Below are 25,387 nucleotides of genomic sequence, written 5' to 3'. Positions count from 1 at the left end.
CAAAATCGAGCCGCTCAAGATTGAAAGGATGGATAGAATGGATACATACACACTCGCAGACGGATTACAGCTACCAAAGATTGGCTTCGGCACGTATAAACTTAACGGTGCCAGCGGCGTCAACGCCATGGTGTCCGCTTTGAATGTCGGTTATCGGCTGCTCGACACCGCTTACAATTATGAAAATGAAGGCGCGGTGGGGGCTGCCATTCAACGCAGCGGCATTGCCCGGCAAGACATTTTGGTATCATCAAAACTGCCTGGCCGCTATCAACACCGCCAAGATGCGATTAATACCATTCAAGAGTCACTTTATCGCGCTGGTTTAGACTACTTTGACCTCTATTTAATTCATTGGCCTAATCCAAAACAAGGCCTGTATGTCGAAGCATGGCAAGCACTGATTGACGCTCAACGGTTTGGTTTAGTCCGGAGCATCGGGGTGTCCAATTTCTTACCGGAACACTTGGATAAGTTGCAAAAAGAAACGGGTGTCATGCCCGCCATTAATCAGGTAGAACTGCACCCGTACTTCAATCAGCAGGCACAAATTGATTATGATAACGCCCACCACATTTTGACTGAAGCTTGGAGTCCGCTGGGCCGAGCCAGTGCCAATAATGTCCTAAAGAATCCGGTAATCAACGAATTGGCGGACAAATATCATAAGTCCGCTGGTCAAATCATCCTGCGCTGGCACATTCAACGCGGTGTATTGCCTATTCCGAAGTCAACGCACACCAGTCGTCAAGAAGAAAACAAAGACGTCTTCGACTTCGAAATCAGTGCGGACGATATGGTCAAGATCAATGGTCTCACCCGGCCAGATGGTCGTTACTCCAACCAGGATCCCGCTGTGTACGAAGAATTCTAAAAATTAATCAGGTACGAGAAAAAACCGTCACAATCGTGGCGGTTTTTTGTATGGCCTTTACGCCCAAGGTCCGGCAACGACGACTTTCCCGATCATATGGCCAGATTCCACCAGCGCATGGGCTTGCCGCAGATTGGCGGCATTGAGCGGACTCAATGTTTTTGTGAGTGTATCCTGCAGCGTACCGGCATCCAGTAAACCGGCAATGCGGTTCAAAATGGCCCCTTGCGAAGCCAAGTCATACCCGTACCAGGATTTAGAAAACATCCACTCCCAAGCAAATGTCGCCCGCTTCCTCGTCAGCTTCTGTAGATCAATCCCCCGGCGATTCTCGGTAATGGCGGCCACCCAGCCGTCAGGGCGAATCATCTCCGCGATTTCTGCCCAATGTTCATCCAAGTGGGAGAGATTCAAAATGTAGTCCACGTTTTTGTACCCCGCCGCATGGAGTTGCGCCGGAAGTGGTTGGCGATGATTCAAGACAATCTCTGCGTGATGATTTTTGACCCATTCAATCGACTCTGGTTGAGAAGCCGTCGCGATTACGTGTATACCGGCCCAATCTGCCAGTTGGGTGGCCATGGATCCGACCCCACCGGCGCCATTAATAATTAAGATGGTATGCCGCTGATTGGTTTGCCGGTCATCCAGCGGAATATGCAGTTTCTCAAACAGGGCTTCCCAAGCTGTGAGACTAGTCAGTGGCACGGCCGCCGCCTGGGCATCCGTCAATTTCTGCGGGGCATGACCCACAATGCGTTCGTCGACTAATTGATACTCAGCATCGCTGCCAGAACGTTTGTAACTACCGGCGTAAAAAACGCGGTCTCCAGGCTGGAATAAGGTCACCTGATCTCCTACTGCATCGACAGTCCCGACCGCATCCCAACCGAGTACTTTCGGCTGGGCTAACTGTCGGTGTCCAGCGCCGCGGGTGCCCGTATCCACCGGATTGACCGATACGGCCTGAACGTTGACCAACAAGTCGTGACCAGTCGGTGCAGGCTTAGGTAATTCGATATCTTCCAGACTATGTCCATCTGTAATCGGTAAATGTTGGGTGAAACCAATTGCTTTCATCATTGAAATCTTCCTTTCTCACTTGCACTGATTATGTTAGTCGGCTTACTATAGAAATGTAAGTGAGCAAAATGTAACTCATCGGAAAGCGGGTGATCCAATGCGGGAAGCTTATGATTGTGCAGCAGGTTGTCCTGTGGAAAGTACCATGCAAATCATTGCTGGGAAATGGAAAAGTGTCATTTTGTATCATCTGATTCATCAAGATGCCACACGTTTTAGTACCCTGAATAAGGCAATCCCGTCGGTATCGCCGCGGATGCTGGCGCTGCAGCTGGCACAGTTGGAAGCAGACGACGTGATTACGAAAAGTGCTGCGTCGATTGATGGCCGTGCCACTGAATATGCCCTCACCCCGTTTGGGGCCACTTTAGCACCAGTGATCGACGCCATGGCGGTGTGGGGCACTGCCTATAATGCTCGGCTGCAAAAAACGACTGTTTCGTAAATAGAAAGGGAATCACCTATGCGTATACTTGACCTCATGGGTTTATCGGATGCTGCTGTAGAAGAATTAACCGCCATCGGTACCCAAATTGTGCACCGTTCTGATCTAAAAAACGATAATTTGGCGGGTATCACAGCTATTTTTGGCTGGCAACGGGATCTGGCGCCAGCTTTAGCCACTGCCAACGACCTGCGTTTCATTCAGTCCTATTCTGCTGGCGTTGACTATTTCCCGTTGGATGTACTGCGGGCTAAACATATCATGTTAGCCAACACCAGTGGCATCCATGCGATTCCGATCGCTGAATCTACCGTCGGCTACATCCTGGCTTTTGCCCGGGGTATCTTCGCCAGCAGTAAAAAGACACCAACCAATTTCTGGGATCAGCAAGGTGTCCGCAGCAATATGTTTACATTAACGAATAAAACTGCAGTCATCTTTGGCACCGGCCATATTGGCCAAAAAATTGCTGAAGCTCTTGCCGCATTTGGCGTCACTGTCCTGGGGATTTCCCACCACGGGCGACCCGTGGCCCCCTTTGCAGAAGTGGGTACAGATCAGCAAAGTGCTGAGTTTGCACACCGGGCAGACTTCATCATCAATATTATGCCCCTCACTCCGGCGACAAAGGGCTTCTTTAACCAATCGTTCTTTGCGACCTTGACCCGTCAACCCTTCTTCATCAATGTCGGACGGGGGCCTTCGGTGGTGACTGCGGATTTAGTTGCCGCCTTGAAGAATGGCAAATTACGGGGGGCGGCCTTGGACGTTTACGAGCAGGAACCGCTGCCCGCCAACTCACCATTATGGGACTTACCCAATGTTTTGATGACTCCGCATGTTTCCGGCAACTTTGCGGAAATGAACGATGCCGCATCAGAGATTTTTACAAACAACGTCCAACAGTTTTTGCAGGACGAAACGCTGGCCCAAAATGAAGTCGATCTGAGTCAGGGCTATTAATGACGAATCCGCATCGAACGTGCCAAAGTTAGCCGCTGGTTAACGTTGGTGCGTTTTTTTATATTAGCGAGCGGGATTGTGTTCTTCTGTATCGTGAACCGTTACACTAGAAGTAAATGGAGGGATGCCCTATGGCAAATCGAGCACTTATTGCGTATTTTTCTCTTTCCGGCGCCACTGAAAAAATGGCCGATATTTTACAAAAAGTCACGCACGGCACACTGTATCCAATCCAGGTCGTTGAGCCTTTCCCAGATGATATGTACAAAACGAACGACGTTGCAGAAGCCCAGCGTCAGAGCCACCAATATCCGGACCTGGCGGGTGAATTACCGAGTTTGAAGGATGTGAATATTGTACTGCTGGGCGGCCCTGTGTGGAACGGTCACCCGTCCACGCCATTGTTGCGCTTAGTTGAAGAGATGGATTTTGGTACCGTGCCAATCGCGCCATTTTATTCATACGCCACGGATCCCAGCAATTATGCCAAGGAAATCGATGGTTTGCTGGGCAACCATAGCCTAGCTTCGTTAGGGATGCCGGACAAGGTCGTGGACAAGACGAATAAGGCCACTGCCGAATTACAGAAATGGTGGGATACAGTACGGCAGAAATAATCCGTGTGACCTCCTTACGAGAACAACCAGAATTACTGCCTACAATGATTACCTTTTTCCAGGCCCATTGGGGCACACCGGAAAGCAACCCGGTCTATGCGGACTGTCTCGCTCATAGTGTGCACCCGCATACGGCATTGCCCCAATGGTATCTGGCATTCATACCGGATGCTCAAATCGTCGGCGGGGCCGGTTTGATTCCCAACGATTTTATCAGTCGAATGGATCTGTTTCCTTGGCTCTGTGCGCTTTTTGTCTTGCCCGAATTTCGCCGCCAAGGTGTGGCTCAACAACTGATTCATCGCGCGAGCCAAGATGCCCAGCAAGCAGGTTTTGACCATCTGTATGCCGCGACGGATTTAACTGATTTTTATGAGCGCCAAGAGTTCCATTACATTGGTGATGGCTACCAGCCCTGGGGTGACCAGCTGCGTATTTACGAGCGGCCTTTGACCACTCGGGCCGAATAATCGACCGGTTTATGAGAAAATCGTTTTCCAATTTGCTTTTTCAGACTGTTTGGTCTAGCCCATTTCTCACATCCGCGCCACGAAACGCTCCTTTTCTGCCAGCGAATACTTAAATTTTTCACAAGACAACACACTACTAGTTCCACTATAATAGTGTGTTGTCTTTTTAATTGTGCTCGTTATTCACAAGCAAGAAAGAAGGAAAAATCGTGGCAACAGAGACTTCGCAGAAACAACTCCGCTGGTATAATATCGCGTTGCTGGCGTTCGTAGCCGTTTGGGGCTTAGGGAACGTCGTCAACAATTTCTACAATCAAGGATTGACCGTTGTCGTTTCCTGGATTTTGATTATGATCCTGTACTTCGTGCCCTATACATTGATGGTTGGTCAATTGGGGGCCACCTTCGCCACAGAAGGCGGCGGTGTATCGTCGTGGATTCAAAACCTGTCCGGCAAACGACTGGCATTCTTCGCCGCTTGGACGTATTGGGTGGTGCATGTGCCTTACCTCTCCCAGAAGCCGCAGACGATTCTAATCGCCTTTTCTTGGCTCTTCCAAAGCAACGGCAGTTTCGTTAAGACGGCCAATGCACTGGTCGTTCAACTGCTCTGTTTAGTGTTATTCTTCATCTTCCTCTGGATGTCTTCCCGGGGGATCACCACATTGAACCGGTTGGGCAGTATCGCCGGTTCCGCGATGTTTGTCCTTTCGATCCTGTTCATCATTTTGGGCGTGTCCGCGCCTATGATGACGGGTTCCAGCATCGCCACCGCCCATATGGATCAATTATCCAGTTACATTCCTAAGTTTGATTTGAACTACCTGACAACCATCGCTATGCTGGTCTTCGCCGTGGGCGGAGCGGAAAAGATTTCGCCCTACGTCAACAAGACCCATGATCCCGCTAAGGAATTCCCCAAAGGCATGATTGCCTTAGCAATCATGGTGGCGGTCTCGGCCGTTCTGGGGTCCTTCGCCATGGGTATGATCTTTGACGCCCATCATCTGCCGGCTGATCTGTACGCCAATGGGGCCTATATGGCTTTCCAACGGTTGGGTGCTTTCTATCATGTCGGCAACCTCTTCATGTGGATCTATGCCATCGCCAACGCCATGGCCTCCATGGCGGCGCTGGCCGTGTCCATCGACGCCCCGTTGCGGATGCTGCTGGAAGATGCCGATCCGCACTTTGTTCCCAAAGCGTTGTCTAAGAAAAATAAACGCGGTGTTTACACCAATGGTTATCTGATGACGGCGATTCTGGTAGGCATCATCATTGTTTTACCGGCCTTGGGGATCAAAGGAATGAACGACTTCTACGGTTGGCTGCTCAACTTGAACGCCATCGTCATGCCGATGCGCTATCTGTTCGTCTTCCTGGCTTACATGCTGCTTAGTCGTCAACTCGACAAGTTCCACTCCACGTATATGTTCATGAAACATAAGACCGGCGGTTTCATTGTGGGGCTGTGGTGCTTCCTCTTCACCGCCTTTGCCTGTGTGTTGGGCATGATTCCAAAGGGTGCGTTTGTCCATAGTGTGGCTGGTTGGTGGTTCCAATTCGGGTTGAACATCGTGACCCCGATCGGTTTGCTGGCCTTGGGTCTATTGTTGCCATTGATTGCTCGGCGCCATGAAATTGCTGAAGATATTACCGGAAAATAGTAATTCTGATTGATCTAGAAGCCAATTTGAGCATTTTGATTGGCTTCTTTTTTTGTGCCAACCAATCGTGAAGACACTTTGCGGACCAAATACTTTTCTTAAAACCTTTGTTCTGCTTTAATAACACTAAAGGTGGTGAGCCATATGAGTAAAACAGTATTAACTACGCTTCACTTTAGAGATGAAGAATACAACCAAATCAAGGTGCTTGCCGCACGCCACGGTATTTCCGCATCCGAATATATGCGTCAGGCTGTTCTTGACCGAATTGAGGATGAAGAAGACTACCGCGGTGCTGTCATTAACATCAAAGCCAGCCATGGAGAAACTGTTTCTCGCGAAAGAATCAAAAAGCGGTTGGACATCCGGTAAGCAATAATATACGCCTTGAGAATTCAACAAACTTGTGAGTTTACAAAACGCTATAGAAAAAAACCAGCTCATCCAATGATCTAGATAAACTGGTATCGTTGCGTTTATTCAAATAACTTGACTTGAATCGCCGGACGCAAGCCGACGATTTTTTTAATCGCTTTGCCGCCACTTCTTATCCAATAATAGACGGGCCAAAAACAGTCCCATCGGCAAAAACATAATAATCAAGGCTGCTCGCGTCAACCACATTGCGCCGACACTCAATGAATTGGAACCAATGTTGTACACTGCCCGATAAATATAAAGGCCCGGCACCATGATCACGATTGAAGGCACCGTGAGTGAAATCCGCGGGTAACCTTCATACCGGTTAATCACTGATGCCAGCAAGCCGGCGACCAAAGCCCCGACAAAAGCAGCTGCGGCTGGCGGTACAGCAGTGAGATCAACCAGCTCCAACCGCAGTGTATTCGCCACAGCGCCCACTAGGCCGGCGGTGATTGCCATACGTTGCGGGCTGTTGAACATAATCGAGAAGCCGTAGACACCGCAGAAGCTGGCCGCCACCCGTAACAGACATAAAACGACGGGGCCTAAAGATAAAGGCAAGAAATTCCCCGGTCGCAATTGCACCATTAAGGCAAATAGCCAACCCACCAGGGAAGCCACTGTCGTAATCATGATAGCGAAAGCCAACCGTTCCATCCCAGAGCGCATGTCCAGCTTGGAAATATCCAGCATGCTGGTAATGAACGGGAAGCCCGGAATCACAAACAACATCGCCCCAATATAACCAGCTTCGTGCCCGGCGGCCACATGGAATAAGGCCACGAGTGTTTGAAAGACGATGCCGTATGACAGACACGCCGCTGCGACCCCGACTCCGACGCAGGCTAAGATGGTCATTTGTTTATGGATCATTTCGCCCCGTACCAAGTTACCAATACCGGCGCCGATGAAGGCACAAAACATTTCCACCAAACCGCCGCCCAGCAAGAATACGAAGGCACTGCAGGCCAACGCCGCGGCTAACCCGCCGACGAGGACGGAATAATTGCCCGAATGCGTCTGAATCCGATCCAATTCTTGATGGAGTTCAGCCAAGGTCAGATTAGCGTACTTCTTATCAAAATTGTGGACAAAGCGTTCCATGCGATCCAACTTATCGGTGTTCACGCCACTGCTGGAAAGAGATAACACTTGTGAATAATGATGAGTTGGACTGAAACAGGTGTATTCAATCGAAATCAATCCGATGTCGGCGGAGCAAGTCAGTCCCAACGACCGGGCGACGGTGTTCATGGCTTCCCGCACCCGCCAGGCTCCGGTCCCGCAGGAAAGTAAAATAATGCCGATACGTCCGACAATCGCCGAGCGTTCAGCGATCCCGGCGTCAATGGCTGGCAAATCGGCTTCCCGGACTAATTGGTCCCAGGGAATGGCCATATGGTGTCTTTCTGAAAGTTTCCAGGTGCTCTTCAAACGGTAATGCTTCTTGTCGTCCACGACGAATCCTCTTTCTGTTGATGTCCTGAGTCAATAGAGTTACTGGGATATCGTACCACATTTTTCAGAAAGTTGACGAAGCAACAACATCCGCACGGCGCAACATCGTTATTTCACTCCATTACGTTTATACGCAATCGCTGCGCCTAGCTGCGGTTCCTTTTGCTTGGCGATTTGGAAGTAGACAATACTAGCCACCGCCGTTTGCAGCATAATGTTCTAAGTCGCGGATTGAGAAAAGTTTTCAAAAACAAAAAGCTCTTTAAGCAACTCATTGCCCAATTCCGTCAACACATTGACCTGCTCACCGGACCAAAGTAAGAAACCAATCCCGTATGCGAAAATAATCACCCAGCCCAGTAAATACTGCCAGTTGCGGCGCACCAGCACAATCGGTCGGTGGAATTGATCCTGTTTCTCGCTCAGGTGAAACGACAATCCAGTGGTTTGAAACCAACCGATCAGTGCTCCCACGATTAGGGTGATTAGCAACGGCAATAACGCCGGCGGTCGGTGAATAATGGATAAACCGCCAACAATCAAAGCGTATGCTGGAAGCGTTACAACTTCAAACCGAGAAACTTTTTCATACTGAAAAATATGCCGCGTAAAAAATATCAACGCCACGGCTAACAATACAATTTGTCCCATTTTTCCCCTTCTTTTCTAAAGTGGCCCCACGCCATATCAATTAGCGCATCATACTGCCATCTGGATCAGCCTTCAATAGGTTACAGGACGAAATTTTCGATGAATTCGTATTCAACGGTTTATACTGAAGTCAAAAGAGTTTTTGAAGGGAATGTACCTAGTGAACAAAGCACGTGTGGAAGCTTTTACCGATGCCGTCGTCGCCATCATCATGACCATTATGGTCTTAGAATTCAAAACACCAGAGTCGCCGCAATGGACGGCTATTCTCCATGAGGGTCCCTATCTCTTCGCTTTCGGCGTCAGCTTTTTATTTATCGCCGTGGCTTGGTACAACCACCACTACATGTTTTCTTTGGCGGATCGCATTTCAAAACGCGTCTATTGGCTGAATATTGCATGGTTGTTTGCGATGTCCCTATTGCCCGTGGCAACAGCATGGGCGGGCCGTTATCTGCAAGCCCGCGCACCAGAATATTTCTACTTACTGGTCTTCTTTCTGTGGAGCAAGACTTACCTGTACCTCAGTATGGCCCTGGCCACTGACTTAGACGCCACGAACGGGGAGAAAGCCGCCCGGATTCGGCGGATGCCAATATTTCGTTTTATGCAGAGTTGGCGGCTGTTGACCCAAACTGTTGTGGTGGGCATCTTAATCTATTTTTATCCGCCCAGCTGTTTGCTTGTGACCTCGCTGGAATTGATCTATATGGCCATTCATACCACCCCGGACAGTGACAAAATTGCCGGATAACGGAAACAGACCCCCTGATTTTTCATCAGGAGGTCTATTTTTTATCGATGGGTGCCATGCCGCAAGCGAAAAACAATATTCATCTGCGGTGGATTGGCCCGCCCAGTATGCAGATAATAGGCGGTGCGAGACGCGGATTCTTCATCTCGCACCACGGCTTCAAAATCCATATCGAGGTGCACCGCCGCGTGGCACCACACTGAGATCACGCGCTCCATCGCCGCGTCTGCATCCACAATCAAGATGAGCTTCTTCCGGGGAAAGGAATGGCGCGGTGCCTGAGTCGTCAGCACTTGCGTCACTTGGGTATGACTGGCCAAATCAGGGGATGCACCGACCACCACGACATGGGCGTCGTCGACCAATTCACGAATTTCTGTGCGTTGACCGGCCTGCTTGGACAGCATCGCCGCCCCATCAGTGATTGGTCGAACAGTGGCATATTGGCTGCCCGCCAAAACCCGGTCAGCTAATTGGCGGACATGCGGGCAGCGGGTGGTACTCAGGTCCAGAAATAGTATTTTTTGCACAGGTCATCATTTCGATTTCTGCGTCGTTTGGGCCGGCGAATCATCAAACTCGCCTTCATAGGCTAACTTCTCATTCTCATAGCTCAACATGTGATCTTCAAAGTGATCGATCTTAAAGTTGAGGTAGCGAATCGTTTTGTCAATATTCGCCCGTTGTTCCACGAGGTCATCGCGTTGTTTGATAAACAATGCTTTCCGGGCATCAGCTGTTTGATCACCCTCCCGCAGCAATTTTACAAACTCCGTCAGCGATTCAATGGCCATCCCCGCTTTGCGCAGCACCATGATGTAATACACCCAGTTGACCGCGTGCTGATCATAATCCCGATAACCGCTGTCGTTCCGGGGAATATCCGGTAAAAGACCAATCCGTTCCCAGTAACGCAATGTATCTTTAGTCAAGTTGAACTTTTTACTCACTTCATCAATTGTCATGCCACCACTACTCCTTTATTGTGAACCGACTGCTTATTGACTGACGACCAGCAAGGATTTAATCGCTTGGCGCTGATCCATGGCATCATAGGCATCTTGAATATGGTCTAAATCAAATTTCTTGGTAAAGACTTTGCCTGGGTGAATTGTACCATCTAAGACAGCCTTCAACAGAATCTGCTTATCATACGTCGTCACAGAGGCGATTCCGCCGCGCAAACCGATATTTTTCCAGAACAAGTGATTGGTATTCATTTCCGCCTTCTGCGGTACACCAACCCGACCAACGACTGCCCCTGGACGACCCACTTTGACAGCTGTATCCACGGACTGTTCCGTGCCGACACATTCCAAGACCGCATCAGCGCCTGCGCCAGTCAATGCCATGACCTTCTGCACAGCTTCATCGCCGCGTTCCGGGACAATGTCGGTGGCGCCAAACTCCTTGGCCAATGCTTGCCGATCTGCGTGCCGGCTCATGGCGATAATTCGCTTAGCGCCACGCAGTTTAGCGGCAATGACCCCACATAGACCGACTGCCCCATCACCCATCACGACAACGGTGTCACCGGGCTTCACTTCAGCACTGGCGGCGGCATGATACCCAGTTGCCATGACATCGGCTAAAGTCACCAGAGAGTCCAACATTTCGTCAGAATAATCACTGGGCTGACCGGGGATATTGACCAGCGCCCAATTGGCATTGGTGAACCGTAAGTATTCGCCCTGATAGCCGCCATTGCCACCCGCTTCTTGGTTCAAGCAGTCCCCATCGAATCCCGCCAGACAGGCCGCACAGTGGCCACACCCATGGGTGAATGGCGCAATGACGAAATCACCGGGCTTGACGTTCTTCACATCTGCACCCACTTCTTCCACAATCCCAATTGCCTCATGACCCACAGTGGTATTGGCATCCCGATGAGAAATGCCCCGGAACCACCACAGATCAGAGCCGCACACACTGGCCCGGACAATCTTAATAATAGCATCTGTGGGTTTTTGAATCGTCGGTTTGCTGCGTTCTTCTGCTTTGACTTCGCCTGGTTTAATAAATACTGCCACTTTCATTTCTGTGTCCTCCATATTCTTATACTTGATATCCACTTCACTTTGAATGATAAACCTTGGTCTGCACTCCAACGCAAGCTTTATTCACTACTTTCTTCAAATCATCGGATGACCGATACCATTCATCTCACTACATGGCCGTGTATAATTAGAACAAAAGGGGCTAAAACAATGGGTAAAGAACGATTGGCTGCGTTTGAAGACGCCGTCTTGGCAATCATTATGGCAATCCTGGTATTGGAATTGAAAAAGCCCGACACCATTAACTGGGCCGGGCTTTGGGCGTTGCGGGCAAATTTCTTTGCCTACGCGCTTTCTTTCTTCTGGTTAGGCTTAATGTGGGTGTCACATCACAACAACTGGCTTCTCGTTAAAAAAATCGACATGACTACCACTCTGCTCACACTGGTGTTGCTATTCTTTTCATCACTATTTCCATACACCACCAGCATTGTGTCGGAAAACTTTAATAATACGACTGCGCAGGTCTTTTATGGTGCCATCATAATCTTGATTTCGCTGATTAACGTGGCACTTTCACTCAATTTGCGCAAGCTGAACCCAAGGGCAAATTTTGGTTTGCTGTATACCACGTCTGACCGAACAGTGATCTTAGATCTTGCTACCAAAATGATTGGCCTACTGATTGCGCTAGTGGTTTACCCGCCGGCGATGGTTTTTGCTATTGTCATTGCGAGTTTGTTACTGCTCTTCAACTTTTCCGAGCATCCTATCAGACACGGCCAGCTCTGACTGCTATGTCGGCCATAACTTTTATTGACTTCGCTTAATTCTTTAACAAGCCGGCCTGCTCCAAATATCGGGTAGTCGCCTGATCATCGTTCGCCCGGAATCCTTCTTTCAAAGCGGCCCCGGTACCCTGAGCCATTTTCTCTAAGAACGGTGTACTTTCACTCATCGGACTGCTCGCCGACGTCGTAAATGGAATAATTGTCTTTCCCTTCACGTTGGCTTGTTCAAAGAATGTATTGATAAACATCGGGGGACGATGATACCAAGTTGGAAAACCCAATAGAATTGTCCGATACTTTGTCAGGTCAGGCAGATTCGTGATCTTTGGCCGGGCATTATCATTGATCTGCTTCTTAGCGACTTGGGTCAGCGTACTATAATCACTCGGGTACGCTGGCGTAATTTGCATCTCGACAATGTCCGCTCCAGTCTTCTTTTGAATATTTTCTGCGGCGCCCTGGGTGGTACCAGAGTTGGAATAGTAGACGATCAATGTGGGCTCTGGAGCCTTAGTTTTCGCTGTCTCCTTCTTCTTTGCTACCGAACCGCTTGTTTTAATTGACGACGATGAGGTCGCAGCGTTGTGATTCGTTGTCTGATTTCTGGTATAAATACCAATTGCCGCCAGGACCACGACAATAACCAGAACAACAATTGCGCTAATTCTATTTTTCATTTTTCTCACCTCTGTATGCTTGAATATATAGATCATAAACCTTGGTCTGAACTCCATGGCAAGCATTATTTTGAAAATATTTTTGATGAGTTCCAAAGATTCACGAAATAAAAAAGGACTTTGCCGTATTAGGCAAAACCCTTTTTCTCACAAGCAGAACCAGTGCAGGATTGTCGCGAAAGCTATTTTTTAATACACGGGCCGATCCTGTCCTTGAGTCGCTGGATCAGCGATACCAATACTATCGTTGGCCGCAAATGTGGGATCAGCCACAATTCGCAGCACCACATCGGCGATACTCTGACGAGAACCAGAAACACCGTTGTAAGGTTCGTTGCGGGTGGTGATCGCGTATTTAACCTCGTTACGGTCATTGAGCCAAGGTAAGCGGAGCGTCGTGTATGTGATACCCGATTGGGCTAACAACTTGTCGGCATTAATCGCAGCCGACAAACCACGATCAACCATTTGATGATTCCACCGACCAAACTCACCAGGCACTTCATCATAGATGCCCAGCAAACTCGTCGAGATGATCCGTTTGGTGCCGTTGGCCTTGGCTGCTGCAATCACATTCTTAGTCATCGTGTTTTGCGGATCATGATCCACGACAGCGGTGAACACCATGTCTTGTCCAGCCATTGCCCGATTGACCTCTGCGGCATCGTTCAGGTCTGTTTCCATCAACGTCACGCGCGGATTATCTTGCAAGTTGCTTAACCGTTTGGCTTTACGCAACCCCAGGGTTAATTTAACGTCGGCAAACTGTTTTTCTTTCAAAATACGTGATTCAACGATCCGTGCAATCTGTCCATTTGCTGCTAAAATAAGTAAATTCATTGCTTTCCCTCCATTGTTGTGCTTCAACACACATTGACTTAACATCAAGACTCACTATAAACCTTGGTCTGCACTTCAAGGCAAGACAAATTTCAAAAGAATTCCCATAAGCTGTAATCATCAATCCATATTAATAATCAGTATTAGTAATGTGTCCCTCAAACTTCTAGACTAAGAGTCAGAAACAAGGAGGACGAAAAATTGAATATTTTGATTCTAGGGGCAAACGGACAAATTGCCCGCATAGTCCGCGAAAAACTGCTGAAAGAAACAACCGACCATTTAACGTTATATTTACGCCATCCGAATCGGTTAGGATCAACCGATCCAAATCGAGAGACAGTGATTAATGGCGATGTGAACGACTATCCCCGAGTGTTGGAAGCTATGCGTGACCAAGATTTGGTCTATGCCAACTTGGGTGGGAAATTTGAACCCATGGCGAAAAATATCGTCAAGGCCATGACGGCTACCCATGTCAACCGATTGATTTATGTGACCGGTCTGGGTTTATATCACGAAGTGCCCGGTGAATTCGGTCGCTGGGTAGAAGAATCCATCGGCACGCCAGTCATGGATGATACACGCCGAGCAGCGAAAATTATCGAAGATTCAGCGATTAACGACACGATCATTCGGGCGGCGTACATGACCAATGACGATGAGATCGATTATGAACTCACAGAGAAAGGAACACCTTTCAAAGGTACAACGATTTCTCGAAAAAGTATTGCCGATTTGATCGTCAAAACAATCCAAGACCCTAAGCTGCATCAATACAGCAGTCTCGGTATTGATAAGCCCGGTACGGATGGTGACCGACCATACTGATTGCCAACTTGGCCCCGCTTCAGTGGGGCTTTTTTTGCGTACAAAAAAACTCCCCAGCATTTGCCAGAGAGTTCATTGTCCAATATGTTAACCGAAGATTAACGCTTGGAGAATTGTGAAGCCTTACGAGCCTTCTTCAGACCAGGCTTCTTCCGTTCCTTCATCCGAGGGTCACGGGTCAATAACCCAGCCTTCTTCAAGGGACCACGGAAATCGGGGTCTACTTCAAGCAACGCACGGGCGATGCCGTGACGGATTGCGCCGGCTTGGCCGGAGTAACCGCCGCCGTCAACATTAACGAATGTATCGTAAGTGTCGGCAGTTTCGGTGACGCCAAATGGTTGTTTCAAGTCGAGAATCAAAAGTGCTGATTGAATGTAATCTTCAACCGGTCGGCCATTGACCGTGATCTTGCCGGTACCAGGTACCAAGCGAACACGGGCAACAGAATCTTTTCGCCGGCCAGTGCCGGTGTATGCTGCAGTTTGTGCCACTAGTTATTCCTCCCTTAAATCAACTTATTAATATCGAGCACTTCAGGTTTTTGAGCGGCATGCTTGTGGTCTGCACCAGCATAGACATGCAGCTTCAGGAATTGATTATGACCTAAGGAGTTCTTAGGCAACATTCCCTTGATCGACATTTCGACCAATTCTTCCGGATGCTTGTCCCGGATTTCTCCGGCAGTCCGCGTCCGTAAGCCACCTGGATGGTTGCTGTGATTTTGATAAAGTTTCCGGGAAGCCTTGCGGCCGGTCAACTTGACTTGGGCGGCGTTGATAATAATCACATTATCACCCGTATCCACATTCGGAGTGAATTGTGGTTTATTCTTGCCGCGCAGAATTGTTGCAGCAGCGGTTGATACGCGACCTAATGCAATATCAGCTGCATCAAGCACGTACCATTTACGTTCGATTTCAGTTGGCTTAGCCAGATAAGTTGTACGCAAAATGTGTTCCTCCAATTTTCCAGTGCTGTTTGACACCAATTAAGTTTCCGGGGCTTATAGTGGGGCAAACAATACCGTTACTAATCATACCGGTTGAACCCGTTGAAGTCAACGATAAGTTTCGCCAACGTCTTGACAGATAGATCACTCGCCTAGATCGACGCGCCGCCCCCGCCAGAGGAGCCGCCGCCAGTCGGACTGCCGCCATCACTGCCGCCGCCGGAACCTCCGCCTGAGCCGCCGCCAAAACCACCAAATCCGCCGAAACCGCCTGAGCCGCCAGAACCATTGCCGTCACTGAAAAAGAAGCCGACAAACACCACCAAACAGCCAATTTCCAACCAGCGGTTAGAACGAAAGAAAATGAGGACGATGATGGTCACACCGACGATGAGCCAAGAAATCACATAATGGACTTGATCCGTCATTCGAAAACGGGCCAGGGTCCAACCCACGCGACTGGATTTTGCATTGTGTGAATCATGCTCCGGGTCAAAAATTGCGGCCACTTGTTGTTTCTGGGTGTTCTTAACAAATTTCCGCAGTAATCCAAAAATCGCTGGCACAATACATAATGCCACGAAAAGATAATCCGCATAGCCCCATGAATTCTGGTTGGTTTGCGTGGTGGTCGGTGTTCTTTGAGCAGCCGCATAATTCTTGCTCGTGGCTGTTCGGCTCACGATCGCATTGACGCTGGTGAACACATTGCTTAAACCCTCATCGACTTCCGCAGGCACTTTCGACTTTAACAATGCCCGATTGTCCTCTAAGATATCCCCTGACTGCGCATCCGTGAGTACCGCCTCCAAGCCATACCCGACTTCAATGCGAGTGTTGCGCGTCCCATTGGATAGATTGCTGATGATGAGCACCCCATTATCACTGGTCTTTTGCCCGATCCCCCACTTTTGAAAAAGATCGGAAGCCAGTTGGTTAATATCGGCGCCCTGCTGTTTCATCGTCACCAGGGCAATCACCGGTGCATTCCGAGTTCCGGCATAAATCTGATTAACTTGCCGGACGTGATCAATCGTGGTCGCTGTTAATACCCCTTCACCATCGTAAACATAATCCGCCGGTTTCTCAGGTAACGTTTCAGCCGCCGCGGCTGGTGTCCGCAAAACAAAAAGAGCCGTGACCAGCACCAACATGCTGAGAACGGCCAAGAGTAATGTTCGCTGATGGTCACTGCGTTTTCTTTGACATGGCACGATTATCCCAATCTCCAGTCCCCATTGAAAAAGCGTTTTGTTGCAGAATAGCGCACCATTAAACACCCGTCAAGCAATGTCGATAATCATTACCGTTTTCAATATTTTCGCGACAAGGCCGCTTCCGCTTGTGGCCGGGTGATCTCCCCCGCATTGAATTTCGCCATCACTTGCACATCCCGATCGTTCAATTTATAGAAATGATACGGGATCAGCGCCAATGCTGTGCCAATCACCGGAATCAGCGTGGCGGTGATCCACAGGCCATTGAGGGCCATGGCGGATTGCGCAATGTGCATACTCTGTAATTGGGCAAAGCTGCTGGCATCAATGGTGACCCAGCCAAACAGACTGAGGATAAAAAGTCCCACCGGTTGGGCCAGGGAGGTGAACTTTGCTGCAAAGGACTGGATGGCAAAAGCCACGCCGCGGGCATCCACGCCTGTCTTAAATTGACCATACTCCACGGTATCCGGTGTAAAGGTGAGATTGATCGTGTAAATCAGGCCATACGGGATTGAGCGCAGCACAACCAAACCAATGTATAGGAAGACGTTTTTGTATCCCACCAGATAAACCACGAAGCCCGTGATCACAAAGGCCACATTGGCCCAGTAGAACAGTCGGAACTTATCCACATGCTTCAAAATTCGATTGATCAACGGAGAAATGATAATCATCGGCGCGGACGACAGCACGAGCATCAAGGTACTGAACAATGCGCTGCCAAATAGATAGTAGGAAACAAACAGATCAATGGCAGTCTGGGTCATCAGAATACCGGAAATAATATAACCGGCATAGAAAAGCAGCAGGTATTTGTTACTGCGCAAATAGTGGATCATTTTGCCGAAATTGTACTTCTCCTCGGTGGGTTTGACCTTAATCCGTTCCTTACCCTTAATTGCCACCGGAATCATCGTCAACACCACAATTAACGAAATCAACAGCGCCGTTTGGGCAAAGCTGAACCCCACCTTTTCACTAACCAAAACCGTGGCCGCCATGGAGGTCACAAAGGCCCCACCCAGGGCAAAGACTCGGGCGATGGCCAAAATACTGTTCCGTTCAATCAGATTATTCGTCATCATGGTGACCAGGTTATAAATCGGAATATCACTCAAGGTGTAGGCAGTATCCCACAAAATGTAGCCGACGACGAACCACACAATTTTCGCCGTCTGACTGAGCGTACCCGGAATTTGGTAAATAAAGACGGTCGTCAGCGGAATCAATACCAGCGTCATCCGAATCCAAGGTAAGCTCTTATTGCCGCTCTTGAATTTCACACGGTCAAAAATCACCCCAAAGATCGTGTCATTCACCGCATCCCACATTTTGACAAGCACCATCGCTGTAGCAATTTTCGTCAAATCAATGCCGATCATCATCATATAAGTGGTTAAAAAACCGCCCAGCATGGTGTAGGACATGCTTTGGCCGACGAAATAAGACCAGTAGCTGAGGCGCTCGCCGCCGGTGGTCATATTGGGCGGTGCCGCCTGTGTTTTTTGCTCGTTTTTTTCGGACATCTTGTCTTCATCTCCCCACGCTCACTGCTTTGAATATACCATTAATAGCCACTATTATGCGGAATACGGCTCAGCTTACGGGAATGATTCTAACCTAATTACTATATAAAAATATATTGACGCCCATAGGATAACGATGTTATCCTATGGGCGTCAATTAAAGGAGATGGTTTTTTGGCAGGGAAAACAAACGATACAGAAGCACGTATTATTGCGACTGCTTTGGAAACGATCAAAGCACACGGCAGCGATGCGGTATCGCTGCGTCAACTGGCCCGCCAAGTGGGATTAACTACTGGCGCGTTCTATAAACATTTTGCCAGCAAAGATGCGCTTTTCCGCGCACTCACAGTGACCTTGTCCAACCAATGGGCGGCGCAGATGACCACCCAGCTTGCCGCATATCAAAGTGCCAAAGAAAAGTTGCTGATTCTCGGCGAACAGCTGCTCCAAGCAAGCGCCGCCCAGCCCCATGTAATCGACTTTCTCTTTTTCAATCCCCAGGCCGTGGCACAATATTCAGAAAATGCAGATGCTGCCGATTTTCCACTGCTCACATTAACGAAACACCTCATCACCGCCACCTTGGCCGAAGCCCAAAGTACAATTCCCGCCCAGCAGTTTTTTACCCAGGTTTGGGCATTTATTCTCGGCTATGCGCTTCTGATTAAAAATGGTGCCGCCACATACGACCGCGCGTTATTAACCAAGACACTTGAAGAAATGCTTGCCCATTGAAAGGAAGCTTAAAGTATGACCAAATTTCTTATCGTGTACGACCACCCGTATATTCACAGCTTTAACCATGCCGTTTTGGAAAAAGTAGTCACCAAACTAACCCAACAGGGCGATTCTTATGATGTGATCGATCTTTACCAGGATGGGTTCAACCCGGCCTATGACGCGGAGGAACTACGCCTTTTTCATCGCGGTCAAACTCATGATCCGCTGGTCCGCCAATACTTGACACAGTTGAAGACGGCAGATGCGTTGATTGTAATCACCCCCATTTGGTGGAATGACTTGCCGGGAATGTTGAAGGAGTTCATCGATAAGGTGATGAAAGAAGGGCCAGAACTGACCCATGTGGTCACAAAAACGGGGGTTCAAGGTACACTCACCAATATTCGCAAAGGATACGTGCTCACCACCTCCACTTCACCTACATTCTACTTACGCTGGGCATGCGGCAATGCCATCAAAAAAGTCTTTATCCAGACGACGTTGAAACAGTTAGGGATTCGCCATGTGAAGTGGTCCAACTACGGCGGCATTACCAATTCCACAGCAGAAAAAAGAGAAGGATACCTGGCAAAAGTGAGCCAAATGTCCTTCTAATGATCAATTTGCACGTTGCCATTTTCTTTCAAAAAAAAGGGACACTGACCCCAGATGGCCAATGCCCCGTTTTGTTATTGCCGGTTATTATTGCACTTCTGATTGGTTCTTCGGCCAGCGGGTGTCTGCCTTGCTTGGAAGCAGGAACAAGATCAACAACCAAACGCCACCGATCAGCGGCACCAGGACGATAAAAATCCACCAGTTGCTGCGGTTGGTATCATGTAACCGCCGTGCTCGAATCGTGAAGTTGGCGATCCAAGCAACGATTAGGTAAATGCCAAAAATCATTGATTGTCCAGTCAGAAGAAGGTTGAATTTACCTGTCCGCAAATATTCTGTGCTGCCTGTGGCGTATGCCAACGCCACCGTGATCACAATGACTGCAAAATACGGAATCCAAAACTGCTTCCGAGTCGCACTGGCACTGAAGACGAACATCTTCGTGAAATATTCCTTGATTGACTGCATATATTCCATTCCTTTCAATCCGTTAACGGTATTTCGATTCTCTGCCAACCGTCTTAAATTAATTTTAGCACGGTGATTCTCCATTTGCTGAAATACTGTCTTGTGCCGCCAAAATCACTTTCAAAAGCCGATGCTGCTTATATGTACTCATTCGGCATCCGTTTGGTTCACCGGCCACCGATTAATCATCGGATTGCTGGGCAGCACCGTCAATATAAACAGCCAAATCTGACCAATCACCGGCACCATATCGATGAAGATCCACCAATTACTGCGATTCGTATCATGCAGACGCCGCGCGCGCAATGTGAAGTTAGCGATCCGGACAACGATGTAGTACATCAAAAAGGTTAACGCACGCCCATTATTGCCTAACCGTAATCCTAATTTGAACGCCCCATGGATGCCCGCATTATAGACAAACTCTGAGGCACCAGTCGCCCAGGCGACTAATACGGTTAACGCAATGATGCCAAAATATGGCAGCCAATATTGCTTACGGGTGGCGCTGGCGTTGAAGACAAACATCTTCGTAAAAAACTCCGAAATAGATTGCATAGAACAAAATCCCCCTTAATCGATATTGGCAGTCAGAAAACTACCAAACGGTAAGTTTTCATTTTAGCATTTACATTTCAGAAACGTCTAATTAAATTCTTGTTGACAACATGATTCATTGGTTGCATACTGAATCTGTTTCATATGGAAACTAATTGAAAGAGGCCGTCACCCATGGATCAAAATGAAGTTGAACAAAAGATTGTCAAACCTTTTGAACATATTACCCGGCTGTATAATGCGCTCGACCAAACCTCAGCTAAGTATGGTACTGATGTGGACTTGTACCCACCGGAAATCCGGGCAATCACTGCCATCGGAAATCACCCAGACAGCAGTCTCAAAGAGCTTGCACAATATTTGGATGTGTCCAAAAGCACCGCGACAAAGACCGTGCAGAAATTGGTAAAAAAAGGAATGGCGGCAAAAGCGTTTGCGGCCAACTCAGAAAATCAGTTAGCTGTTCGGCTCACCACCAAGGGCGAAGTGGCTCGGCAACACCATGCGGATTACGATGCTTATTTGGACCAGCAATTAATTGCTATTTTTGCAAAGGTCCCGCCTGAACTCTTGCCCTATCTCGGCACCATTGCCAACGAGACAGAAGCTTACTTTAAAAAAGAATTGGCTGAACGGCAAAAATAATTTTTTGCCAATCGGTTTCTATATGAAACAGTTTTTCATCGAAACAGGAAAGAAGATCTCATCATGACTAATGCTTCAAAAAGAATAGGTGGTCTGATTGCCCTGTGTCTCATGATGTTCATTGTGACTCTAGACTCCACAATCACCAACATTGCTTTACCAACCATCACTAAGGATTTTTCGACCACCTTGGTCACCAGTAACTGGATCAGTACGATTTATGTGCTCGTTATCTCGGTGTTCATGATTCCCGCAGCTAAGGTAGCAGACCAGCTTGGGCGTAAGAAAGTGACACTTTTTGGACTGACTCTGTTCTGTTTAGGTTCCCTGTTTTGCGCAACGGCTGGCTCAATTGCGATATTGATCGCAATGCGGGCGCTCCAAGGACTGAGCGGTGCAATCATTTTGCCTGTGGTTATCCCGTTAGCAGTTGACCGCTTCGGTCGTCGACAGGCCAACCAAGTGGTCGCCATTATTGGCGCTGCTGGGGCAGCTGCGGCGGCGGCTGGTCCGCCTATTGGGGGTCTACTAATTCATTGGTGGTCTTGGCACGCCATTTTTTTCGTCAACATTCCCATCGTACTGCTCGCTTTGTTTCTCACTGCCTTATGCTTTCGCGAGTCCTACGATACCACTATTTCTAAACAGATCGGTTATCTCGGAATTATTCTGCTCACCACGGGGTTATTTCTCACAACCTTCGTGCTCCTCAAAGGGTACGACTACGGCTGGACCTCTGTGCCCATTCTGACTATGATTGCGGCTGCAATCATTGCTTTGGGGGTATTCATCAGTATTGATTTACGAAAACAGGACCCCCTCATGGAATTCCATCTTTTCCGCGACAGCACTTTTCTCTCCTCCACCGTCATGTACTTCACCTGTGGATTTGCTGTTGTGATTTATAGCGTCATTTTCAATTTCTATCTTGAAAACATTCGTGGTTTCACTCCGCTCCATGCAGGATACATCATCATGTTCAGTTCCTTGATGGTGATTATTGCGCTACCCCTGGGGAGTCGACTAGCACATCAACTGAATTATCGCTGGGTAAACATGATTGGTGCGGCTCTGATGGCCGTGGGCGGATTACTCCTCACTCAAATCACATACACAATGACCAATTTTGCAATGGCCTTTGCCATGGCGGTACTCGGTTTCGGTTTCGGACTAACGAATCTGTCCTTGGTTTCTGCCGTACAATATATTCCAGTGGAGAAGGCAGGGATCGCCTCTGGTATGGTCAACGCCGCCCGCCAGTTGGGGACGTGTTTGGGAATTGCATTACTCGTTGGTATTTTGAATAACAACGTTAACTCAGCCACAAAAGTCATTCGGCAAAATGCCTATCAAACTGTTCAGACGAGTCAACTATCTCCTTCAGTCCAAACAGCCATGATTCACCTGATCAACCATAACAGCAAGGCTGCCCACACCGCAGTCCTGGTGGCTGCGCGAGAATCAGTAAATGTACCCTTGCCAGCAAAAGCATCTCACCTACGCGTCTTAGCGAACGCCAGTGACCAACTCACTGCTGGTAACCAAAAACTTCTCCAAGAGACAACCCGCTTGGCAGTCAATGGATCGGTCTCTGACGCTCGTACTCTGCAATCGGATAGTCAGCAATTACTGGCCAAACAGGATGCCCTCGCAAAAAGTATTCGCTTAACTGCACAACAACAAACATTACAAGAGACTCAACTGCACATCACAACTGATGAGCACCAGCGGCTCACATCCGCCTTTGCCAACACGTTTTGGATTGCGTTGCTAGTTCTCGTTCTCATGTGTCCTGTGGCCTTCTGGACCGATCGCCAGCAACATGCATAACTGTTAAATAGCGTGCCGGAACTTGGTCCACCAGCCAGACTTGGCTTTCAGTGGGATAAAACAAGAACCCCTCTTTAGCGGCTTGTTGTGCCGCCACTTGGAATATCACCGGATGTGGATCATGCCGCTGGCCAACGCTGACAGCCATGGGCACAGTGGTCGAAAGATGAACGAAATCCCGGTCCATTTTTCGCAGCCCCTCTGTTTCAATCATCACTGCCGACTGGTGCGACGTACCATGGTACAGGAATACCGGGGGAACAGCCGGGGGTTGTAATAATTTCACCGGCACACTATGCCCATAGCGTGCCCAAATTTTTTTATTTTCAATGGCAAAACGCTGCTTGCCGCTTTGGGCCATGATCGTGCGAATCGTCTTCTCGTCAATTGGTGTTTGATAATGAGCATTGTACTGCGCCAGCAGCGTGGGCAAATTGACTCGGCCATACGCGTCGAGCTGGATGCCGAGTCGATCAGGCTGGTGCCGTAACGCAAGTGAGAGGCGTTTGCTGATTTTGACCAATCTTTTATCCATGCGCATGTTCCTCCTTGTATCCAGTATTCTAGCACCTGCAAAAATGGCGGCACCCACGAGGCGCCGCCATTTTCATCTTAAATTAGTGTAAAGTAGCCAACCGCTTAATCTGTTCCGGATCCCGGTGGTCAAAGAACTGACTCTCGTGGCGATCCAATTGGCTGATCTGGGCCATATCATCATCACTCAGTTGAAAGTCGAAGATATCGATGTTCTCAGCCATCCGTTCGGCATGAACACTCTTGGCTAAGGCCACAATGTGTTGTTGGACCACCCAGCGCAGGATCACTTGACCGACGGACTTGCCATACTTCTTCCCAATTGCTTCGAGAAGCGGATTATGGAAAATATCATGCTTGCCCTCCGCAAATGGTGCCCAGGCTTCTGGCTGGATATTTTCCTTCGCCATGAAAGCCAAGGCTTCCTTCTGCTGCTGCCACGGATTAATTTCAATCTGGTTGACTGTGGGAGTGACACCACTGAAGGCAGACAGATCCATTAAGCGATCGGGTTCGAAGTTCGATACTCCGATGGCCCGAATCTTACCGGCCTGCTCCGCTTCCTGCATGGCGCGCCACGCCCCGTAAACATCATTATAAGGCTGGTGAATTAAGTATAAGTCGAGATAGTCCAGGCCCAGCTTCTGCAAGGATGTGTCAATGGCCTTTTGGGTCTTTTCGTAACCTACATCAGTAATCCAAACCTTCGTGGTGATAAATAATTGGTCCCGGGGGACACCAGACCGCTTGATACCCTTGCCCACAGCTTCTTCATTACCATAAGCCTGAGCGGTATCGATTAAGCGATAGCCGGCATGAATCGCATCCACGACTGCCTGTTCTGCCTGGTCTTGATCTTGAATCTGGAACACGCCGAACCCGGCGATGGGCATCTCTACGCCATTATTCAATTTAACTGTATCCATATGATGCGCACTCCTTTTAAACAATTTGTTTAGTTGGTCGAATTAAAATCTCGTTAATTGATGTATCCTCCGGAGCCGCAATCGCATAAGCCACGGCTTCAGCAATCCGATCGGCAGCGATCGCATCTTCCGCGTAGAACGCGTCCACATTCTTCTTCGTTGCCGGATCAGTGATCGTATTCGGCAATTCAGTCGCCACGGCGCCAGGAGAAATCACTGTCACCCGAATATGGCTGCCCGCTGCGGCCTCTTCTTGGCGCAGCCCATCACTGATGGCCCGGACCGCGAACTTCGTGCCCGCATAGACGCCGCTGCCGGCATGAACAACATGGCCGGCCACAGACGACAAGTTGATAAACTGCCCACTCTGTTGTTTACGCATCACTGGTAACGCAGCGGCAATACCGTAAAGCACGCCCTTAATGTTGACATCCACCATCCGGTCCCATTCGTCGACCTTCAATTGATCAAAGGTGGATTGCGGCATCAAGCCGGCGTTGTTCATCCAAACATCAATTTTGCCGAACTTGCGGATGGTAAAATCCGCCAGTGCCTGCACTTGTTTGCGATCAGTGACATCGGTCGCTTGGTAAGCAGCCTGCCCGCCTGCAGCCTCGATATCCTTCACAATTTCTTGCAGCCGCTGCTCCCGCCGAGCAGCCAGCACCACTGGATTCCCCTGTTTCGCCAATAATTTAGCGGTAGCTTCCCCAATGCCGCTGGAAGCACCCGTGATTACGATCACTTTACCCATATGCAGAACTCCTTTCGCTAACCTGAATACATCGTATACCTTGGAGTGCACTTCAAGGCAAGCGTTAATGTTAAAATGATCGAAAAAGGAGA

General features: G+C 48.8%; 31 protein-coding genes. 14 read left to right on the top strand and 17 right to left on the bottom strand.

Features of this window, described 5'->3' with window-relative positions; all coding sequences use genetic code 11:
- Positions 1–37 precede the first annotated feature (37 nt).
- Complete coding sequence (locus tag FD09_RS05700; protein ID WP_083487587.1) at positions 38–874, top strand: aldo/keto reductase; 837 nt, start codon at positions 38–40, stop codon at positions 872–874.
- A 57-nt stretch (positions 875–931) separates the two neighbouring features.
- Here the strand turns inward: FD09_RS05700 and FD09_RS05695 are convergent, their stop codons facing one another.
- Positions 932–1,954, bottom strand: a complete 1,023-nt coding sequence (locus FD09_RS05695; protein WP_057819246.1) for a zinc-binding alcohol dehydrogenase family protein — start codon at positions 1,952–1,954, stop codon at positions 932–934.
- A gap of 100 nt (positions 1,955–2,054) precedes the next feature.
- Here FD09_RS05695 and FD09_RS05690 point away from each other — a divergent pair, with 100 nt between their 5' ends.
- The 6 genes from FD09_RS05690 (at position 2,055) to relB (ending at position 6,491) form a co-directional block, all read left to right on the top strand.
- Entirely contained in the window at positions 2,055–2,402 is a 348-nt protein-coding gene (locus FD09_RS05690; protein ID WP_057819244.1) for a winged helix-turn-helix transcriptional regulator, read from the top strand.
- A gap of 18 nt (positions 2,403–2,420) precedes the next feature.
- Positions 2,421–3,365, top strand: a complete 945-nt coding sequence (locus tag FD09_RS05685; RefSeq protein WP_057819242.1) for an NAD(P)-dependent oxidoreductase — start codon at positions 2,421–2,423, stop codon at positions 3,363–3,365.
- Positions 3,366–3,496: 131 nt separating this feature from the next.
- Entirely contained in the window at positions 3,497–3,982 is a 486-nt protein-coding gene (locus tag FD09_RS05680; RefSeq protein WP_057819240.1) for a flavodoxin, read from the top strand.
- A gap of 5 nt (positions 3,983–3,987) precedes the next feature.
- The gene (locus tag FD09_RS05675; RefSeq protein WP_235812219.1) at positions 3,988–4,452 is read left to right on the top strand and encodes a GNAT family N-acetyltransferase; all 465 of its coding nucleotides are present in this window, start codon (positions 3,988–3,990) and stop codon (positions 4,450–4,452) included.
- Positions 4,453–4,661: 209 nt separating this feature from the next.
- On the top strand, positions 4,662–6,119 hold the full coding sequence (locus FD09_RS05670; RefSeq protein WP_057819236.1) for an amino acid permease: 1,458 nt from the start codon (positions 4,662–4,664) through the stop codon (positions 6,117–6,119).
- Between the two features lie 144 nt (positions 6,120–6,263).
- Entirely contained in the window at positions 6,264–6,491 is a 228-nt protein-coding gene (relB, locus tag FD09_RS05665; protein WP_057819234.1) for a type II toxin-antitoxin system RelB family antitoxin, read from the top strand.
- A 153-nt stretch (positions 6,492–6,644) separates the two neighbouring features.
- Here relB and FD09_RS05660 read toward each other — a convergent pair whose 3' ends face one another.
- Both FD09_RS05660 and FD09_RS05655 read right to left on the bottom strand, forming a co-directional pair.
- The gene (locus FD09_RS05660) at positions 6,645–8,000 is read right to left on the bottom strand and encodes a threonine/serine exporter family protein (protein ID WP_420806840.1); all 1,356 of its coding nucleotides are present in this window, start codon (positions 7,998–8,000) and stop codon (positions 6,645–6,647) included.
- A gap of 219 nt (positions 8,001–8,219) precedes the next feature.
- Entirely contained in the window at positions 8,220–8,651 is a 432-nt protein-coding gene (locus FD09_RS05655) for a hydrophobic protein (RefSeq protein WP_235812218.1), read from the bottom strand.
- Between the two features lie 160 nt (positions 8,652–8,811).
- Between FD09_RS05655 and FD09_RS05650 the strand changes: the two genes are divergently transcribed.
- A complete protein-coding gene (locus FD09_RS05650) occupies positions 8,812–9,405 on the top strand; it encodes a TMEM175 family protein (protein WP_057819230.1) in 594 nt (197 codons plus the stop codon).
- Positions 9,406–9,446: 41 nt separating this feature from the next.
- On the opposite strand, the gene FD09_RS05645 is transcribed toward FD09_RS05650, so the two are convergent.
- Genes FD09_RS05645 through FD09_RS05635 form a run of 3 tightly spaced genes read right to left on the bottom strand, consistent with a single transcriptional unit; the run spans position 9,447 to position 11,441 of the window.
- Complete coding sequence (locus FD09_RS05645) at positions 9,447–9,935, bottom strand: hypothetical protein (protein WP_057819228.1); 489 nt, start codon at positions 9,933–9,935, stop codon at positions 9,447–9,449.
- Between the two features lie 6 nt (positions 9,936–9,941).
- On the bottom strand, positions 9,942–10,370 hold the full coding sequence (locus FD09_RS05640; RefSeq protein ID WP_057819227.1) for a MerR family transcriptional regulator: 429 nt from the start codon (positions 10,368–10,370) through the stop codon (positions 9,942–9,944).
- Positions 10,371–10,403: 33 nt separating this feature from the next.
- Entirely contained in the window at positions 10,404–11,441 is a 1,038-nt protein-coding gene (locus FD09_RS05635; RefSeq protein WP_057819225.1) for a zinc-dependent alcohol dehydrogenase family protein, read from the bottom strand.
- A 171-nt stretch (positions 11,442–11,612) separates the two neighbouring features.
- On the opposite strand from FD09_RS05635, the gene FD09_RS05630 reads away from it, so the two are divergent.
- Positions 11,613–12,194, top strand: coding sequence for a TMEM175 family protein (locus FD09_RS05630; protein WP_057819223.1), 582 nt, complete (start codon positions 11,613–11,615; stop codon positions 12,192–12,194).
- Positions 12,195–12,228: 34 nt separating this feature from the next.
- Here the strand turns inward: FD09_RS05630 and FD09_RS05625 are convergent, their stop codons facing one another.
- The gene (locus FD09_RS05625) at positions 12,229–12,870 is read right to left on the bottom strand and encodes a flavodoxin (RefSeq protein WP_057819221.1); all 642 of its coding nucleotides are present in this window, start codon (positions 12,868–12,870) and stop codon (positions 12,229–12,231) included.
- 189 nt (positions 12,871–13,059) lie between these two features.
- Complete coding sequence (locus FD09_RS05620; protein WP_057819219.1) at positions 13,060–13,710, bottom strand: NAD(P)H-binding protein; 651 nt, start codon at positions 13,708–13,710, stop codon at positions 13,060–13,062.
- A gap of 201 nt (positions 13,711–13,911) precedes the next feature.
- Here FD09_RS05620 and FD09_RS05615 point away from each other — a divergent pair, with 201 nt between their 5' ends.
- Entirely contained in the window at positions 13,912–14,541 is a 630-nt protein-coding gene (locus FD09_RS05615; RefSeq protein ID WP_057819217.1) for an NAD(P)H-binding protein, read from the top strand.
- A 98-nt stretch (positions 14,542–14,639) separates the two neighbouring features.
- Here FD09_RS05615 and rpsI read toward each other — a convergent pair whose 3' ends face one another.
- The 4 genes from rpsI to FD09_RS05595 form a co-directional block, all read right to left on the bottom strand.
- Positions 14,640–15,035: a 30S ribosomal protein S9 gene (gene rpsI, locus FD09_RS05610; protein ID WP_057819215.1), complete on the bottom strand. Its 396-nt coding sequence runs from the start codon at positions 15,033–15,035 to the stop codon at positions 14,640–14,642.
- Positions 15,036–15,049: 14 nt separating this feature from the next.
- The gene (gene rplM / locus FD09_RS05605) at positions 15,050–15,493 is read right to left on the bottom strand and encodes a 50S ribosomal protein L13 (protein WP_057819213.1); all 444 of its coding nucleotides are present in this window, start codon (positions 15,491–15,493) and stop codon (positions 15,050–15,052) included.
- A 152-nt stretch (positions 15,494–15,645) separates the two neighbouring features.
- Positions 15,646–16,647, bottom strand: coding sequence for a TPM domain-containing protein (locus FD09_RS05600; protein ID WP_157053695.1), 1,002 nt, complete (start codon positions 16,645–16,647; stop codon positions 15,646–15,648).
- 158 nt (positions 16,648–16,805) lie between these two features.
- A complete protein-coding gene (locus tag FD09_RS05595; protein WP_057819209.1) occupies positions 16,806–18,239 on the bottom strand; it encodes an MFS transporter in 1,434 nt (477 codons plus the stop codon).
- A 174-nt stretch (positions 18,240–18,413) separates the two neighbouring features.
- Here FD09_RS05595 and FD09_RS05590 point away from each other — a divergent pair, with 174 nt between their 5' ends.
- Positions 18,414–18,977: a TetR/AcrR family transcriptional regulator gene (locus FD09_RS05590; protein ID WP_057819207.1), complete on the top strand. Its 564-nt coding sequence runs from the start codon at positions 18,414–18,416 to the stop codon at positions 18,975–18,977.
- A 15-nt stretch (positions 18,978–18,992) separates the two neighbouring features.
- Positions 18,993–19,577, top strand: coding sequence for an NAD(P)H-dependent oxidoreductase (locus tag FD09_RS05585; RefSeq protein WP_057819205.1), 585 nt, complete (start codon positions 18,993–18,995; stop codon positions 19,575–19,577).
- 87 nt (positions 19,578–19,664) lie between these two features.
- Here FD09_RS05585 and FD09_RS05580 read toward each other — a convergent pair whose 3' ends face one another.
- Together FD09_RS05580 and FD09_RS05575 are read right to left on the bottom strand one after the other, a co-directional pair.
- Complete coding sequence (locus FD09_RS05580) at positions 19,665–20,096, bottom strand: DUF805 domain-containing protein (RefSeq protein ID WP_235812217.1); 432 nt, start codon at positions 20,094–20,096, stop codon at positions 19,665–19,667.
- A gap of 99 nt (positions 20,097–20,195) precedes the next feature.
- Positions 20,196–20,606 (bottom strand): DUF805 domain-containing protein, encoded by a 411-nt coding sequence (locus tag FD09_RS05575; RefSeq protein WP_057819201.1) that lies wholly within the window; start codon positions 20,604–20,606, stop codon positions 20,196–20,198.
- 174 nt (positions 20,607–20,780) lie between these two features.
- Between FD09_RS05575 and FD09_RS05570 the strand changes: the two genes are divergently transcribed.
- Together FD09_RS05570 and FD09_RS05565 are read left to right on the top strand one after the other, a co-directional pair.
- Entirely contained in the window at positions 20,781–21,251 is a 471-nt protein-coding gene (locus tag FD09_RS05570; protein WP_057819199.1) for a MarR family winged helix-turn-helix transcriptional regulator, read from the top strand.
- Between the two features lie 63 nt (positions 21,252–21,314).
- Positions 21,315–23,081: an MFS transporter gene (locus FD09_RS05565; RefSeq protein WP_057819197.1), complete on the top strand. Its 1,767-nt coding sequence runs from the start codon at positions 21,315–21,317 to the stop codon at positions 23,079–23,081.
- On the opposite strand, the gene FD09_RS05560 is transcribed toward FD09_RS05565, so the two are convergent.
- From FD09_RS05560 to FD09_RS05550, 3 genes are all read right to left on the bottom strand, one after another.
- Positions 23,035–23,616: an RNA 2'-phosphotransferase gene (locus tag FD09_RS05560; RefSeq protein ID WP_057819195.1), complete on the bottom strand. Its 582-nt coding sequence runs from the start codon at positions 23,614–23,616 to the stop codon at positions 23,035–23,037. The genes FD09_RS05565 and FD09_RS05560 overlap by 47 nt on opposite strands.
- An 82-nt stretch (positions 23,617–23,698) precedes the next feature.
- Positions 23,699–24,541 (bottom strand): aldo/keto reductase, encoded by an 843-nt coding sequence (locus FD09_RS05555; protein WP_057819193.1) that lies wholly within the window; start codon positions 24,539–24,541, stop codon positions 23,699–23,701.
- 16 nt (positions 24,542–24,557) lie between these two features.
- Complete coding sequence (locus FD09_RS05550; protein WP_057819190.1) at positions 24,558–25,295, bottom strand: SDR family oxidoreductase; 738 nt, start codon at positions 25,293–25,295, stop codon at positions 24,558–24,560.
- Between the last annotated feature and the right edge of the window lie 92 nt (positions 25,296–25,387).

This window comes from Schleiferilactobacillus perolens DSM 12744 (assembly GCF_001435585.1).
In the GTDB taxonomy this organism is placed as follows: Bacteria; Bacillota; Bacilli; order Lactobacillales; family Lactobacillaceae; genus Schleiferilactobacillus; species Schleiferilactobacillus perolens.
Note: the sequence above shows the minus strand (reverse complement) of the source record. Positions and strands in the feature narration are given on the sequence as shown.